The sequence below is a fragment of the Streptomyces sp. NPDC086023 genome (assembly GCF_044540325.1).
Lineage (GTDB): Bacteria > Actinomycetota > Actinomycetes > Streptomycetales > Streptomycetaceae > Streptomyces.
This window is the reverse complement of record NZ_JBITRX010000009.1, coordinates 292001-306685: the sequence shown is the minus strand read 5'-3', so window position 1 is coordinate 306685 and position 14685 is coordinate 292001. Positions and strand designations below refer to the sequence as shown.

At 74.4% G+C, this 14685-nt stretch carries 13 protein-coding genes; 8 read left to right on the top strand and 5 right to left on the bottom strand.

Annotation, left to right across the window (positions count from 1 at the left end; genetic code table 11):
* Positions 1-77: 77 nt before the first annotated feature.
* On the top strand, positions 78-3341 hold the full coding sequence (locus ACIF6F_RS20125) for an ATP-binding protein (RefSeq protein ID WP_399948289.1): 3264 nt from the start codon (positions 78-80) through the stop codon (positions 3339-3341).
* A gap of 15 nt (positions 3342-3356) precedes the next feature.
* Here the strand turns inward: ACIF6F_RS20125 and ACIF6F_RS20120 are convergent, their stop codons facing one another.
* Positions 3357-4499, bottom strand: coding sequence for a PLP-dependent cysteine synthase family protein (locus tag ACIF6F_RS20120; RefSeq protein ID WP_399948287.1), 1143 nt, complete (start codon positions 4497-4499; stop codon positions 3357-3359).
* Positions 4500-4692: 193 nt separating this feature from the next.
* Between ACIF6F_RS20120 and ACIF6F_RS20115 the strand changes: the two genes are divergently transcribed.
* Complete coding sequence (locus tag ACIF6F_RS20115; protein WP_399948285.1) at positions 4693-4977, top strand: hypothetical protein; 285 nt, start codon at positions 4693-4695, stop codon at positions 4975-4977.
* Positions 4978-5194: 217 nt separating this feature from the next.
* Positions 5195-5743 carry an ATP-binding protein gene (locus tag ACIF6F_RS20110; protein ID WP_399948283.1) on the top strand — a complete coding sequence of 183 codons (549 nt, stop codon included), beginning with the start codon at positions 5195-5197 and terminating at the stop codon, positions 5741-5743.
* A 19-nt stretch (positions 5744-5762) separates the two neighbouring features.
* Here the strand turns inward: ACIF6F_RS20110 and ACIF6F_RS20105 are convergent, their stop codons facing one another.
* The gene (locus ACIF6F_RS20105; RefSeq protein ID WP_399948281.1) at positions 5763-7007 is read right to left on the bottom strand and encodes an ROK family protein; all 1245 of its coding nucleotides are present in this window, start codon (positions 7005-7007) and stop codon (positions 5763-5765) included.
* Positions 7008-7099: 92 nt separating this feature from the next.
* On the opposite strand from ACIF6F_RS20105, the gene ACIF6F_RS20100 reads away from it, so the two are divergent.
* From ACIF6F_RS20100 to ACIF6F_RS20090, 3 genes are read left to right on the top strand one after another with little or no spacing between them, the layout of a single operon-like run.
* Positions 7100-7765, top strand: coding sequence for an alpha-ketoglutarate-dependent dioxygenase AlkB family protein (locus tag ACIF6F_RS20100; protein ID WP_399948279.1), 666 nt, complete (start codon positions 7100-7102; stop codon positions 7763-7765).
* A gap of 24 nt (positions 7766-7789) precedes the next feature.
* Positions 7790-8527 (top strand): maleylpyruvate isomerase family mycothiol-dependent enzyme, encoded by a 738-nt coding sequence (locus ACIF6F_RS20095; RefSeq protein WP_399948278.1) that lies wholly within the window; start codon positions 7790-7792, stop codon positions 8525-8527.
* Between the two features lie 24 nt (positions 8528-8551).
* Complete coding sequence (locus ACIF6F_RS20090; RefSeq protein ID WP_399948276.1) at positions 8552-8998, top strand: DUF6332 family protein; 447 nt, start codon at positions 8552-8554, stop codon at positions 8996-8998.
* 1006 nt (positions 8999-10004) lie between these two features.
* Here the strand turns inward: ACIF6F_RS20090 and ACIF6F_RS20085 are convergent.
* Complete coding sequence (locus ACIF6F_RS20085; protein WP_399948274.1) at positions 10005-10133, bottom strand: hypothetical protein; 129 nt, start codon at positions 10131-10133, stop codon at positions 10005-10007.
* Between the two features lie 93 nt (positions 10134-10226).
* The gene (locus ACIF6F_RS20080; RefSeq protein ID WP_399948272.1) at positions 10227-10928 is read right to left on the bottom strand and encodes a TetR/AcrR family transcriptional regulator; all 702 of its coding nucleotides are present in this window, start codon (positions 10926-10928) and stop codon (positions 10227-10229) included.
* Positions 10929-11094: 166 nt separating this feature from the next.
* Between ACIF6F_RS20080 and ACIF6F_RS20075 the strand changes: the two genes are divergently transcribed.
* Positions 11095-11553, top strand: coding sequence for a nitroreductase family deazaflavin-dependent oxidoreductase (locus tag ACIF6F_RS20075; RefSeq protein WP_399948270.1), 459 nt, complete (start codon positions 11095-11097; stop codon positions 11551-11553).
* A gap of 11 nt (positions 11554-11564) precedes the next feature.
* Here the strand turns inward: ACIF6F_RS20075 and ACIF6F_RS20070 are convergent, their stop codons facing one another.
* Positions 11565-12821: a geranylgeranyl reductase family protein gene (locus ACIF6F_RS20070; RefSeq protein WP_399948377.1), complete on the bottom strand. Its 1257-nt coding sequence runs from the start codon at positions 12819-12821 to the stop codon at positions 11565-11567.
* Positions 12822-13186: 365 nt separating this feature from the next.
* Here ACIF6F_RS20070 and ACIF6F_RS20065 point away from each other — a divergent pair, with 365 nt between their 5' ends.
* Positions 13187-14551 (top strand): dipeptidase, encoded by a 1365-nt coding sequence (locus ACIF6F_RS20065; RefSeq protein ID WP_399948268.1) that lies wholly within the window; start codon positions 13187-13189, stop codon positions 14549-14551.
* The last annotated feature ends 134 nt before the right edge of the window (positions 14552-14685 follow it).

Genomic DNA, 14685 nt, shown 5'->3' with positions numbered 1-14685 from the left:
GGCCGGGGCGCCGCGGCGGACCGGTGTCCGGGCAGGGGTTCGCGCGTCCGGTGCCGCGGGAAGCGCGTCTGAGCCGCGTGGCCGCCCGTCGCGAGGGCTTCATCGTCAAGGTGCGCCACGGCGCCACCGGCGCCGCCGTCGGCGTCGGCTTCGTGGTGGGCGAGAAGCACATCGTCACCTGCGCCCACGTCGTCAACGTGGCGCTGGACCGCGCCAAGGCACACCCGGCCCGTCCCGCCGAAGAGGCCCGGGTGCAGGTCGAGTTCGTGCTGCTCGGCGACGCCGAGGGCGCACCGCTGCGCAACTGCCGGATCGCCGCCTGGGACCCGCCGCCCGGGGAGCACGGGCCCGGCCGGGACGTGGCCGGGCTGGTGCTGGTCGGCGGGGACACGCTGCCCGTCGGCGCGGGCCCGGCGCGGCTGGTCGACGCCCGCGGCGGCCTGGACGGCGCGCAGGTGGCCGTCTTCGGCTACCCCGGCAACCCGCCCCGCACGGTCAACGGCGCGTGGAGCAACCACGTGCTCCGCGGTGCCGTCGGCGGGGGCCTCGTTCAGCTCGACACCTCCGGCGAGTCGGCGCTGCGCGCCCAGCCCGGCTACAGCGGCTCCCCCGCGATCACCGCGGACCGGTGGGGCGACGCGGTCATCGGGATGCTGGCCGTCGCCGGCCGCGGCGGCGAGTTCGAGGACGCGTACGCCGTGCCCGTGTCCGAGGTCGCCGCGGTCTGGCCCGAGGTGCTGGAGCGCAGCGTGCTGCCGCCCTGCCCGTACCGCGGTCTCCAGGCCTTCACCGCGGCCGACGCCCGCGACGGAGTGTTCGTCGGCCGCGAGCGCGAGGTCGAACGGCTGCGCGAGATGGTCAAGAGCCAGCCGTTCATCCTGGTCACCGGCCCCTCCGGGGTCGGCAAGTCCTCGCTGGTCGCGGCCGGACTGCAGCCCGCCCTGGCCGCCGACGGCTGGACCGTGGCGGCCTTCCGGCCGGGCCCGGCACCGTACGAGGCCGTCGCCCGCGCCCTCCTCGAACTGGAGGACCCCGGCGGCGACCACTCGCTGGAGCGGCTCGACCGCCGCACCCGCACACTGAAGGAGCAGGGCCTCTGGCCCGTCGCCACCCGCATCGCCGTGCTGACCCGCCGCCGACTGGCCCTGATCGGCGACCAGTTCGAGGAGGTGCTCAGCGGCAGCGGACCCGAGCGCCGCGCCGCCTTCCTGGAGCGCATGCTGCCCCACCCGGACACCCTGGAGGACTCTCCCGTACGGCTGGTGTGCACCCTGCGCGCCGACTTCCTGCCCGACCTGCTGGAGCTGCCCGCCGTGGGGCCGCGCCTCCAGGACCGGCAGCTGAACGTCTCGCCGCTCGACGGCACCGCGCTCACCCGGGTGGTCGTGGAACCGGCCGAGCTTGCGGGCGTCACCTACAGCCCCGGCGTCGCCGAGGCCATCGCGGCCGAGGCCACCAAGTCTCCGGGCAGCCTGCCGCTGCTGGAGTTCGCGCTGACCGAGCTGTGGCCGATGCAGCAGGACCGGCGGATCACGTTCGACGGATACCACGCCCTCGGCGGTGTTTCCGGCGCCCTCAACCGGCATGCGGAGAAGGCCTTCCGGTTCCTCGCCGGACGTGTCGAGGAGGCCCGGATCCGCCGGGTGCTGCTCGCGATGGTCCGGGCCCGCGGCGGGGCCAGCAGCGCCGTGCGGGTGACCGCCCTGCGCGAACAGCTCGACCGCGACTGGCACATCGCCCAGCTGCTCGCCGAGCCCGACCGCCGGCTCGTGGTGCTCGGCACCACCGGCCCCGACACCGCCGAGATCGCCCACGAGGCCCTGATCCGCGAGTGGGCCAGGCTGGCCGAATGGGTCGACGAGGACGCCGACTTCCAGCAGTGGCTCGCCGTGATGGAGGAGCGCGCCGCCGACGGCGACCTGCTCTCCGCCACCCGCGTCCAGGAGGCCATGCGCTGGCTGGGCGAGCGGGGACCGGACGTCACGGCGGCCGTGACCGAGTTCGTCGACCGCAGCGCCACCGCCATCCTCATGCAGCAGCGCACCGAGGTCGAGCTGACCAAGTCCCAGGAGATGACCGAGCAGTTGCGGGAGCGGTCCGCGATGCTGGAGGAGCACCTGGAGCTGCTGGCCGTCTCGATCCGCGACAAGAGCGAGTTCCTGACCACGATGTCGCACGAGTTGCGCAGCCCCCTGTCGTCCCTCCTCATGTACGCACGGCTGCTGGAGGACAACCCGGAGGAGACCCTCACCGACCGCCAGGTCGGCTACGCGCGCGAGATCCACACCGCCGGCACCGGGCTGCTGAACCTGCTCAACGACATCCTCGACTTCTCCCACGCCGAAACCGGCCAGCTGGAGATCGTCCCCGGTCCGGTGCCGCTGCTCCAGGTCGCCGACCATCTGGAGGCGCTCTACCTGCCGGCCGCCCGGGGCGCCGGACTGGAGTTCAGCGTCCGGATCGACCCCGGCCTGCCGGACACGCTGCGCGCCGACGAGCGGCGGCTGCTGCAGATCCTGCGCAGCCTGCTGACCAACGCCATACGGTTCACGGAGCGGGGAACGGTACGGCTGGACGTGACGGCGGCCGGGACCGCGGTGCCGCGTCCGGTGCGGGAGCGGCTCCTGGAGGAGGGCTGGGACGGGTGCGCGGAGCTGATCGCCTTCACGGTCACCGACACCGGGGTGGGCATCCCGGACGGCCGGCTCCAGCTGGTGTTCGAGGCCTTCCAGCACGGGTCGCCCGGCCCGGCCCACGCGCCGTCCGGTTCCGGGCTCGGGCTGACGGTCAGCCGGGAGATCGCCCGGCTGATGGGCGGCGAGATCCACGCGGCCAGCGAGAAGGGCCGGGGCTCGGTGTTCACCCTCTACCTCCCGCTGGTCGCGGGCGGGCCGGTGGCCGTACCGGGAGCCGAGCCCCGTACCGGCGGGCCGGCGCATCCCGCGGGGGCGGACCGGCCGGCCGGGGAGACGGTGCTGTTCGTCAGCGCCGGGATCGGCCTGGGGGTCAGGCTGATCCAGGCCCTCACGCCGCTCGATGTGGGCATCCTGTGGGCGGTCGACGAGGCGGAGGCACGGGAGACCCTCGGCCGGGCCGACGACATCGCGCTGGTGGTGTGGGTTCCCTCCGACGAGGGCCCCGAGGACTGGTCCGGGCTCGCGGCCGTCCGCTCGGCCCGCTCCGCCCCGCCGCCCGTACTGGTGATCACCCCGTGGCCCGGCATCCGCGGCCGGCGGACGGCCCTGGAGGCCGGTGCCGCCGCGTACCTGTCGCACCCCTGCGAACCGGACGTCCTGCTCGCCGAGGTGCGCCGCCTGCTGGGCCGGCCCGAGCCGGCCTGAGGGTGGGCCCGCCGCTCAGGCGGCCGGTTCGCGCCAGACGCCCGTCGTCAGCAGCGTGTCGATGGTCTTGGCGTACGGGGCGAGGTCCAGGCCCTGGGCGGCCACCCAGGCGTCCGAGTAGTACTTGTCCAGGTAGCGGTCGCCCGGGTCGCACAGCAGCGTCACCACGCTGCCCCGGCGTCCCTCCGCCACCATCTCCGAGACGATCCGCAGCGCGCTCCACAGGCCGGTGCCCGTCGAGCCGCCCGCCTTGCGGCCGATGACCTGCTCCAGGGCGCGGCAGGCGGCCACGCTCGCCGCGTCCGGCACCTTCATCATCCGGTCGATCGCGCCCGGCACGAAGCTCGGCTCCATGCGCGGCCGGCCGATGCCCTCGATCCGGGAGCCGCAGTCGCTCTGCGCGAGCGGGTCGTTGTCGGTCCAGCCGTCGAAGAAGCAGGAGTTCTCCGGGTCCGGCACGCAGATGCGGGTGTCGTACTGCATGTAGTGCACGTATCGGGCGATGGTCGCCGAGGTGCCGCCGGTGCCCGCGGTCGCGACGATCCAGGCCGGCTCCGGGAAGCGCTCCAGGCGGAGTTGCTGGAACATCGACTCGGCGATGTTGTTGTTGCCGCGCCAGTCGGTGGCCCGCTCGGCGTACGTGAACTGGTCCATGTAGTGGCCGCCGGTCTCCGCGGCCAGCGAGGCGGACTCGTCGTACATCTTCATCGGGTCGTCGACGAAGTGGCACTGGCCGCCGTGGAATTCGATCAGCCGGCACTTCTCCGGGCTGGTCGTGCGGGGCATCACGGCGATGAACGGCACCCCGATCAGCTTGGCGAAGTACGCCTCGGAGACCGCGGTCGAGCCGCTGGAGGCCTCGATGACCGGCCGGCCCGGCCGGATCCAGCCGTTGCACAGGCCGTACAGGAAGAGGGACCGGGCCAGCCGGTGCTTGAGCGAGCCGGTCGGGTGGGTCGACTCGTCCTTCAGGTACAGGTCGATCCCCCACTCCTCGGGCAGCGGGAAGCGCAGCAGGTGGGTGTCGGCCGAGCGGTTGGCGTCGGCCTGGACCTTGCGGACGGCCTCCTTCAGCCACGCCCGGTAGTCGGCGTCGCTCCGGTCCACGTCCACGGTCGCGAGCGGGGTGCTGACCCCGGACTGTCCGGTCGTACTCATGTGCCCTGCTCCTCCGTTTGTTCGGTCCCCCTGCTTCGCAATGTACCCCTCCCACCTGCGCAAACGCTTACTTTGGGGATCCATCGGAATCGCTTTGAGTACGGCCGGACGGGCTTCGGACGAGGACTGTCCGCCCCCTGGTGCCGGAGCCCGGACGGGGGCAGACTGCCTGTGTCGAAGGGGGAGACCGACCATGGGAGAACCCGAGTTCACCGCGACCGGTGTACGGATCGAGCGGTGGCCGCGCGCCCTGACCCGGGCCGGCAAGGTGCTGATCCGCGACGGCAGGCTGCACCTGCTGACCAGCCGGGACCGCGAGATCGACAGCGCGCCGCTCGGCGCCGTGAGCGCCGCGCGCTCGTGGCTGCCGGGGCGGGGCGACGCGGTGGCGCGCGTCAACGGCAGGCGGTACCGGCTGCGGATGCCCGCGGGCCGGTTCGTCGAGGCCGTGCGCCGGGCCCGGGCCGCGCGCGGCTGACCGTACCGCCGGGGGGCCGGCGTCGCACCGCAAGCCGCCGCGAGTTGCGGGGGCGGCGGGGGTGGGTGACGCTGGACGGGTGTCACTCAGGGTGCACTCTCGGTGACAACGCGGTACGGGCGGACGCCCGCGCCGCGCGCCGGACCCACGGGGCCGTCAGCACGTGCTGGATCGCATCGCCGTCTTCTTCCGGACCTCATTTCGGGGAGTCGCAGCCGTGATCAGTCATCGAAGCAGGCACTGCACGGTGGAGCTACAGGCTCTGCCCGCACGCATCGGCCAGGTGCGCAGAATCGTTTCTGCACAACTGCGCTACTGGCAGCTGGACCCGTTGATAGACCGGGCCGCGCTCGGCGTCACGGAACTGCTGAGCAACGTCCACCGGCACGCCGAACCGGACAAGACGTGCACCGTCGAGATCGAGCTCCGCTTCGAGCGGCTGACCGTCTCCGTGCACGACGGCGACCCCCGCCTCCCGGTGGTGCGCGCCGCCGACCCGCTGGAGACCTGCGGGCGGGGGCTGGCGCTGGTGGAGGCCCTCAGCGAGAGCTGGGGCGCCCGGCCGCTGGACGAGGCCGCCGACGGCCGTTCCGGCAAGGTGGTCTGGTTCGTCCTCCCCGCCGCCGAGCAGGCTCCCGTGGCGCTGCGGCCGGTCCGCATCCTGCGCCCGGTGCCGCTGGGCGTCCCGCTGGTGGACCTGCCCGTACGGACCACCGCGCCCGCGGCGCTGCCCGTGCCGGCCGAGCCGGTGACCGTGGGCGGGTAGGGGACGCCGGGGCGTCCGTCTAGACCGGCGCGCCCAGGGTGCCCAGGGGGTCGTCGAGTACCGGCTGCCAGGCCAGTTCGGCGGCGCCGACCAGGCTGTTGTGGTCCAGGGTGCACGGCAGGATCGGCACACCGCCGCTGCGGCCCCACAGGCTGCGGTCGGCGACCACCGCGCGCAGCCGTTCCGGGTCCGCGTTCAGCAGCTCCCGGTGCAGTCCGCCCAGGATGATGCGGTCCGGGTTGAGGATGTTGACCAGCCCGGCGAGGCCCAGGCCCAGGCGGTCGATCAGCTCTTCGGTGGCGTTGCGCACCGCCGGGTCGGCGTGCTCGTCGCGGAGCAGCTCCCTGGCCTGCTGGAGCAGCGAGACCTCCGGGCCCGGGGTCCGGCCGGCCGCCGTGAGGAAGGCCAGCGGATCGGCCTCCACGTCCAGGCAGCCGCGCCCGCCGCAGTGGCAGGCCCGGCCCTCGGGGTTCACCGTCAGGTGACCGACCTCCAGCGCCAGGCCGGAACTGCCCGAGTGCAGGCGGCCGTCGAGGACCAGGGCGCCGCCGACGCCGCGGTGCCCGGTGGCCACGCACAGCAGGTGCTGGGCACTGCGCCCGGCGCCGTGCCGGTGCTCGGCGAGCGCGGCGAGGTTGACGTCGTTGCCGGTGAGGACCGGGCCCTCGATGCCGGCGGCCCGTACACACCGGGTGAAGATCTCCCGTACCGGGGCGCCGGCCTGCCAGGCCAGGTGCAGCGGGTTGAGGGCCGTGCCCTCGGGCTCGGCGACGGCGGAGGGTACGGCCAGGCCCGCGCCGACGCAGCGGCGGCCGCTCTTGGCGAGCAGCGCGGCGCCCGCGTCCACGACCGCGCCCAGGACCTGGGCCGGGTCCTCGGAGACCGTGATGCAGCCGGGTGCGGTGTCCACGATGCGGCCGCCGAGGCCGACCAGGGCGGCGCGGAAGCCGTCGGGGTGGACCTGTGCGGCGAGGGCCACGGGGCCGTTCTCGTCCACGGAGAGCCGGTGCGAGGGGCGGCCCTGGGAGCCTCCGGCGACGCCGGGCCGGGAGTCGACGCGGATCAGGCCGAGGGCCTCCAGCTCGGCGGCGACGGCGCCCGCGGTGGCCCGGGTGACGCCCAGCTCCGCGGTGAGCACGGCCCGCGTGGGGGCGCGTCCGGTGTGGACGAGCTCCAGGGCCGGCCCCAGTGCGCCGCGCCCCCTCTCCAGCTTGGTACGCGTGGACACGTCTCCCGCTCGCCGCCCGTCCGCTTCGCCGTTCATGACGCCGATCCTCGCATGATCCACGGACCGGGTCCGCACCCGCTCCCGTCGCCGCGGACCCGTACTACCGTCGTCGGTGGAGGTGTGGCTGGATGTCGGCGCTGTTTCCCCGGCCGCGGCTGACGCTCGCCCCGGGCGCGGTCCACGTGCCGGGCTGGCTGGACGAGGAGCGGCAGCGGGAGCTGGTCGCGGCGTGCCGGGAGTGGGCCCGCGGCCCGGTCCCGATGCGGCACACCCGGCTGCCCGGGGGCGGGGTCATGTCGGTCCGTACGGTCTGCGTGGGCTGGCACTGGCTCCCGTACCGGTACTCCCGCACGGCGGACGACGTGAACGGCGCGCGGGTGGCCGCCTTCCCCGGCTGGCTGGCGGAGCTGGGGCGGGAGGCGCTGCGGGACGCGTACGAGGACCCGGCGGCCGGGGACGGGTACGACCCGGACACGGCGCTGGTGAACTTCTACGACGGGACCGCCCGGATGGGCATGCACCAGGACAGGGACGAGCGGTCCTCGGCGCCGGTGGTCTCGCTGAGCGTGGGCGACACGTGCGTGTTCCGGTTCGGCAACCCGGAAGGGCGCGGACGCCCGTACACGGACGTCGAGCTGGCCTCGGGCGACCTGTTCGTCTTCGGCGGGCCCTCGCGCTTCGCGTACCACGGGGTGGTGCGGGTGCTGCCGGGCACGGGCGACCCGGCGGTGACCGGGATGGCCGGCGGGCGGATCAACGTGACGCTGCGCACGACGGGGCTGGCGCCCGGGTGACGCGGGGATGGCAGACTCGGCCGCATGGAGATCGCTGAGCACATCAAGCACCTTGAGCGGGACGGGCGTTGGATGGCCGACGCCGCCGAGCGGGCCGGTACCGACGCCCCCGTCCCCACCTGCCCGGAGTGGCAGGTCGCCGACCTGCTGCGGCACACGGGTGCCGTGCACCGGTGGGCGGCGCGGATCGTGTCCGAGCCGGTGCGGCAGCCGCTGCGGACGGAGGAGGCCCCGGACCTGTCGGGCGGGGAGCTGATCACGTGGTTCCGCGAGGGTCACGCGCGGCTGCTGGACGTACTGTCCGCGGCCCCCGCGGACCTGGACTGCTGGGCTTTCCTGGAAGGCGACGCGCCGCTGGCGTTCTGGGCGCGGCGGCAGGCGCACGAGACCGCGATCCACCGCATGGACGCGGAGTCCGCGCTGGGCGAGGCGTTCTCGCCGGCGGGCGCCGCGCTGGCCGAGGACGGGGTGGACGAGCTGCTGACGCGCTTCCACGTACGGCCCTGGTCGCGCGTGCGGACGGAGGGCGCGCCACGGGTGCTCCGGGTCCGGGCCACGGACACGGGCGCGGTGTGGACGGCCACCGTGTCGTCGGGCCCGCTGGCGGTCACGCGTACGGACGAGGGCCCGGCGGACTGCGAACTCGCCGCGCCCGCCGAGTGGCTGTACCCGGCCCTGTGGAACCGGCTGCCGCTGGAGGAGGCCGTGGTGACCGGCGACGCGTCGCTGGCGCGGCTCTGGGTGGAGACGGCCGTCATCTGACGTCCGGCTGCGACACTGGACGGCATGGAGCATCAGGGGGCGGGGCCGGGGGCGGGCGGGATTCCCGGAAGCGGGGCGGCAGGGACTCCGGGGCGGGAGCCGCACCGGCGCGCGACGGGCGGTTCGGCATCGGGCCCGGGGGCGGACCAAGGCTCCGCGGGCGGTTCGGCACCCGGTCCCGGGCAAGGGCGGCGGCGGACGCAGGCGGACCGGGACGCGATCACGGTCGAGATCGGCTACGCCCTCTTCAGCGGTGCCTTCGCCGCCGCGCTGGTCTTCGGCGCGGTGGCGGGCCCCGCCTTCTTCTTCACGCTGCCGCGGTGGGCGGAGCGCGCCCTGCCGCTCGCGGGGGGCGCCCTGGCCGCGACCGTCTTCGTCCTGCGGATCACGCACGTCCTGTGGCGCTTCGGGCGACGCGGGACAGACGGGACGGACGGGACCGCCTCGGACGGCGCGGCGGCAGACAGCTGACGGCGGGCGGCTGGCGGCTGGCGGCTGGCGGCTGGCGGCTGGCGGCTGGCGGCTGGCGGCTGGCGGATCATGCCTGACGGGCGGGGGCCGTGCCTGACGGGCGGGGGCCGGGTGTGCTCGGCGGGCGGGGGCCGGGTGTGCTCGGCGGGCGCACCGCCTGCGCGCGGCCCGGACCCGACGGACCGTGCGGCCGGATCGCCTGGTGGCTCCACGCGCCGGGTTACGACGCCTCGGCGGGCGGGACCAACCGGACCCGCCCGCTTCGGCGGACCGGGGCCGGGTGCCTTCGGTGGGCGACGATCGTGCCGGGCGTCCCGGGGCGTCCGCCGGATCGGCAGTCGTTCAGGCGGGTAGGGCGCCGGCCGCACTGCCTTTCCCCCCGGCAGCCGGTTCAGGTGGAAGAGGCGTGGTTGCTGTCCGGGGGCGCTCAGGTGCCTCCGCTCGCCGCCCTTCGGCACTCTCTTTCGTCGTGGCCGACTTTCTGTGGCTGAGCCTCAAGAGGGGCGAGAAGAAGTCACCCCGCTCGGAACGCAACCCCAGAAGGCCCCGCCGCCCCCCGGCGCCTACTTTCGTCGTGGCCCGCTTCCTGTCACCAAGCCTCAAAAGGGGCGAGAAGAGGCCACCCCGCTCCGAGCGCAAGCGCAGAAGGCCTCGGCCGCCCTGCGGCGCTTGCCTTCGTCGTGGCCGGCTTCCTGTCGCTGAGCCTCAAGAGGGGGCAGAAGAAGTCACCCGGATCGGACCGCAACCACAGAAGGCCGGCCACGACGAGACGGGAACGCGGTCTCCGGCGAGCGGAGGTAGGGGAGCGCCCCCGGGCAGCAACCACGCCTCCTTCGGCCTCCGCGGGCTGCAGAGCATGCGCCGTGGACCGGCCCCGTTCCCTGGCCGCCTGAGCGACTGCCGATCCGGCGAACGCCGCGGGACGCCCGGCACGATCGTCGTGCACCAACGCTCCGGCACCCCGGCACCGGACGCGGGCACCACCGCGCGCCGAGAGCCCACCGGATCAGCCCCGCTTCCCCCGCGCCGCGCTGCCACGCCGGTCGGTCCCTGTGCCGAGGTCGACGACCGACACCGTGCCCGGCCCCATCAGCGCCCCCGTCACGCAGAACGCCACGGCCGTCCGCTGCGCCACGTACCGATTCCTCGTCCTGAAGGGACGCCAGCACTCGTGAACGGAGTGCCCCGTCAGGCTCACGCCCCGTGCACCCGGTCGTACCGCTGGCCGTCAGGCGCCCGGTGTGGGGAGCAGGCCCACGGAGTCCGCCAGGCGGCGGACCGCGTGGGCGAAGAAGGCGTCCCGGTCCTCCACCACGCGGTTGAACTGGCCGAAGAGTTCGAAGGAGACCAGCCCCACGAGCTGGGCCCAGGCCGCCACCAGTGCGGCGACCACCTCCGGGGGCAGGCCCTCGGCGAAGTCCGCGGTCATCCGGTCGGCCTCGGGGCGCAGGGGCGCGGGCAGCGGGGGCAGCGCCAGTCCTCGGGTTGCGTGGGCCTCCCTCAGGATGCCGATCATCGCGTTGCCCACCCGGGAGGCGGGGGCGACGGTGTCCTGGGGCGCCTCGTAGCCGGGTACGGGCGAGCCGTAGATCAGGGCGTACTCGTGCGGGTGCGCCAGCGCCCAGTCGCGCACCGCGCCGCAGAGCCGGGTCCAGCGCTCCACCGGGTCCGCCCCGGCCGAGCCGGCGGCTGTGGCCTCGGCGGCGGCCCCCACGGCGTCGTACGCGTCGACGATCAGCGCCGTGAGCAGGTCGTCACGGCTGGGGAAGTAGCGGTACAGGGCCGACGAGACCATGCCCAGTTCGCGGGCGACCGCGCGCAGGGAGAGTTTCGCTGCGCCCTCGGCCGCGAGCTGCCTGCGCGCCTCGTCCTTGATGGCGGCGGTGAGTTCGATGCGGGCCCGTTCCCTGACCCCTCGCGCTGTGCTCATGTGGGCAGTCTGCCATGAGTGAGAGCGGTGCTCAATAACAAGTGCGGCGTTCACGGATGAGATCTCCGCTCAATTTCGAGAGCAGCGCTCTTGCAGTGCCACACAGATGCGTGCACACTGATCTCAAGCGAGAGCGCCGCTCTCCAAAATGGCCGGGGAGGCCCCGATGAGTGCTCAGCCGCAGCCGTACTACGTTCCCGCCCAGGGCATGGAGGCCCGCCTCAACCGCCTGATCGGCAGGCTCGCCCGGCTCGGCCTGAGCCTGGCCGGCACCGCCGAGCTCAGCGTCCGCGGCCGGGTCTCGGGCAAGCCCCAGCGCATCCCCGTCAACCCCCACACCCACGACGGCGTCCGGTACCTCGTCTCCGCCCGCGGCCACTCGCAGTGGGTGCGCAACATGCGGGCCGCGGGCGGCGGCGAACTGCGGGTCGGCCGCAAGGTCCGCCCCTTCACGGCCGTCGAGATCCCCCTGGCCGAGCGCCCGGAAGTGCTCCGCAGCTACCTCAAGCGCTGGGGCTGGGAGGTCGACCGGTTCTTCCAAGGGGTGACCGCCGGGTCCACCGACGACGAGCTCCTCGCGGCCGCCGGCGACCACCCTGTCTTCCGCATCACGGTGTCGGACTGACCCGCCGGGTCCTACTCCTCACGCTGCTCCGGCTTCTCCGCCCTGTCCCGCTGCTCCTGCTGCCGGCGGTCCAGCGCGTGCAGCGCCTTCCCCGCCAGCGGAGACGTACGGACCATCTCGCCCAGCGACGTCGAGCCACGGGTGATCCGCGCGAACGCCCGCCACGCGGGCCGGAAGCCGGTGATGGCCGCGTGCAGCAGCCCCGGCCGCGACTCGAAGACGGCCAGCATCCGCCGGCCCACCGCCATCTCGACGCCGAGCCCGGCCTTGACGGCGAAGGCGTAGTTGAGCGCCTGGCGGCGGGCGTCGACGGCGTCCTGCGACTCCGCGATCCGTACCGCCCACTCCCCCGCCAGCCGGCCCGAGCGCAGCGCGAAGGAGATGCCCTCGCGCGTCCACGGCTCCAGCAGGCCCGCCGCGTCACCGGCCACCAGCACCCGCCCGCGCGACAGCGGGGAGTCGTCCGCGCGGCACCGCGTCAGGTGCCCGGACGAGATCTCGGGCTCGAAGCCCGCGAGCCCCAGCCGGGCGACGAAGTCCTCCAGGTACTGCTTGGTGGCGGCGCCGTCGCCCCGCGCGGAGATCACGCCGACCGTGAGGGTGTCGCCCTTGGGGAAGACCCAGCCGTAACTGCCGGGCAGCGGGCCCCAGTCGATGAGCACCCTGCCCTTCCAGTCCTCCGCCACCGTCGGCGGCACCGGGATCTCCGCCTCCAGACCCAGGTCCACCTGCACGGTCTTGACGCCCACGTGGGCGCCGATCCGGCTGGCGCTGCCGTCCGCGCCGACCACCGACCGGGCCAACACGATCTCGCCGTCGGCGAGGTGCACGGCGACGGTGCGGCGGTCCGGTACGTCGGGGCCGTGCTGCTCCACCCGGGCCACCGCGCAGCCGGTGCGCACCTGGGCGCCGGCCTTCTCGGCTGCGGCCACCAGGCCGGCGTCGAACTCGGGCCTGTTGACCAGTCCGAAGAGCATGTGCCGGGAGCGGCGGGTACGGGTGAGCTTCCCGTTCAGCGAGAAGGTGACCGCGCTGATGCGGTCCTTGAAGGGCAGGACGAAACCGGGGGGCAGCGCGTCGCGCGAGGGCCCGATGATGCCTCCGCCGCAGGTCTTGTAGCGCGGCAGCTCCGCCTTCTCCAGCAGGAGCACCCGCCGTCCCGCCACCGCCGCGGCGTGCGCGGCCGAGGCGCCGGCCGGGCCGGCCCCGACGACCACCACGTCCCAGACCTCGCGGGCCGTCTCCGGCGCACCCGCGTCCGGGGTGATCTCCTCGGCCGGTCCCTGGTCCCCGGTGCCCGCCTCCGTCGCGTCCGCGGACGCATCGGCGTACGCGTCCCCGTGCCCGCCCGCGTTCCCGTCCCCGGCGCCGGGGCGCTCCGCGCCGGCTCCCCCCGCGCCCGGGGCCTCCGCTCCCGGACCTCCTGCGCCCGAACCCTCCGCGTCCACGTGCTCCGCGCCGCCGTTGTCCCCGTGCTCGCTGCTCACGATGTGTTGCTGCTCCCGATCCCTGAGGTTGCTCCGGTGCCGAGGGAATCCTACGGCGGGGCTGGTCCGAGCCCCTCTGTGGGAAGATCGGCTGTGCCTATCCGGCATTCACGAACTACAACGTCGCACCCACGAGGAGCGTGCCCATGCCGTCCCATCCGATCGCCGAGACCGTCGCTTCCCTGATGCCGCGCGCGCAGCAGGAGCTGGCGGAACTGGTGAGGTTCCAGTCGGTGGCGGACTGGGCGCAGTTCCCGAAGAGCGAGAGCGAGGGCGCCGCGAACTGGGTCGCGGACGCGCTGCGCGCCGAGGGCTTCGAGGACGTCGCGCTGCTGGACACCCCGGACGGCACGCAGTCGGTCTACGGCCACCTGCCCGGTCCCGAGGGCGCGCCGACGGTGCTGCTGTACGCGCACTACGACGTGCAGCCGCCGCTGGACGACGCGGCCTGGATCTCGCCGGCCTTCGAGCTGACCGAGCGCGACGGCCGCTGGTACGGCCGCGGTGCCGCGGACTGCAAGGGCGGGTTCATCATGCACCTGCTCGCGCTGCGCGCGCTGAAGGCCAACGGCGGTGTGCCGGTGGGTGTGAAGGTGATCGTCGAGGGTTCCGAGGAGCAGGGCACCGGCGGCCTCCAGATGTACGCCGAGGCGCACCCCGAGCTGCTGGTCTCGGACGCCATCGTGATCGGCGACGCGGGCAACTTCCGTCTGGGCCTGCCGACCGTGACGGCCACGCTGCGCGGCATGACGCTGGTGCGCGTGCAGGTGGACACGCTGGAGGGCAACCTGCACTCCGGCATGTTCGGCGGAGCCGCGCCGGACGCGCTGGCCGCGCTGATCCGCGTACTGGACTCGCTGCGCGCCGAGGACGGTTCGACCACGGTGGACGGGCTGGACGCGGCGGGCGTCTGGGAGGGCCTGCAGTACCCGGAGGGCGACTTCCGCGCCGACGCGAAGGTGCTGGACGGCGTGGACCTGATCGGTGACGGCTCGGTCTCCGACCGGCTGTGGGCGCGGCCCGCGGTGACGGTGCTGGGCATCGACTGCCCGCCGGTCGTCGGCGCCACGCCGTCGGTGCACGCGAGCGCCCGTGCGCTGATCAGCCTGCGGGTGCCGCCGGGCATGGACACCACCGTCGCGAACAAGCTGCTGATGGCCCACCTGGAGGCCCGTACGCCGTGGAACGCGCGGGTGCAGGTGGAGCAGGTCGGTTCCGGCCAGGCGTTCCAGGCGGACACGGCGAGCCCGGCGTACGCGTCGATGGCCGAGGCGCTGCGGGCGGCGTACCCGGGCCAGGAGATGCAGGCGGCCGGCATGGGCGGATCGATTCCGCTGTGCAACACCCTCCAGAACCTGTACCCGGAGGCCGAGATCCTGCTGATCGGCCTGAGCGAGCCGGAGGCGCAGATCCACGCGGTCAACGAGAGCGTCTCCCCGGAGGAGCTGGAGCGCCTGTCGGTGGCCGAGGCGCTGTTCCTCGTGAACTACGCGCAGTCGAAGAAGGCCTGAACCCGCCGCGCCGGGGCGGGCCGCCACCGTACGGAGGTTGATGCGGAGGGGCCTGCTCCGCGGGGTGTGCTCTGAGCGTGGTCCGCGCCCGGCGTAGTCGGCCGTGCGGAGCCGCCGCGGCTCCGTACGGTCGC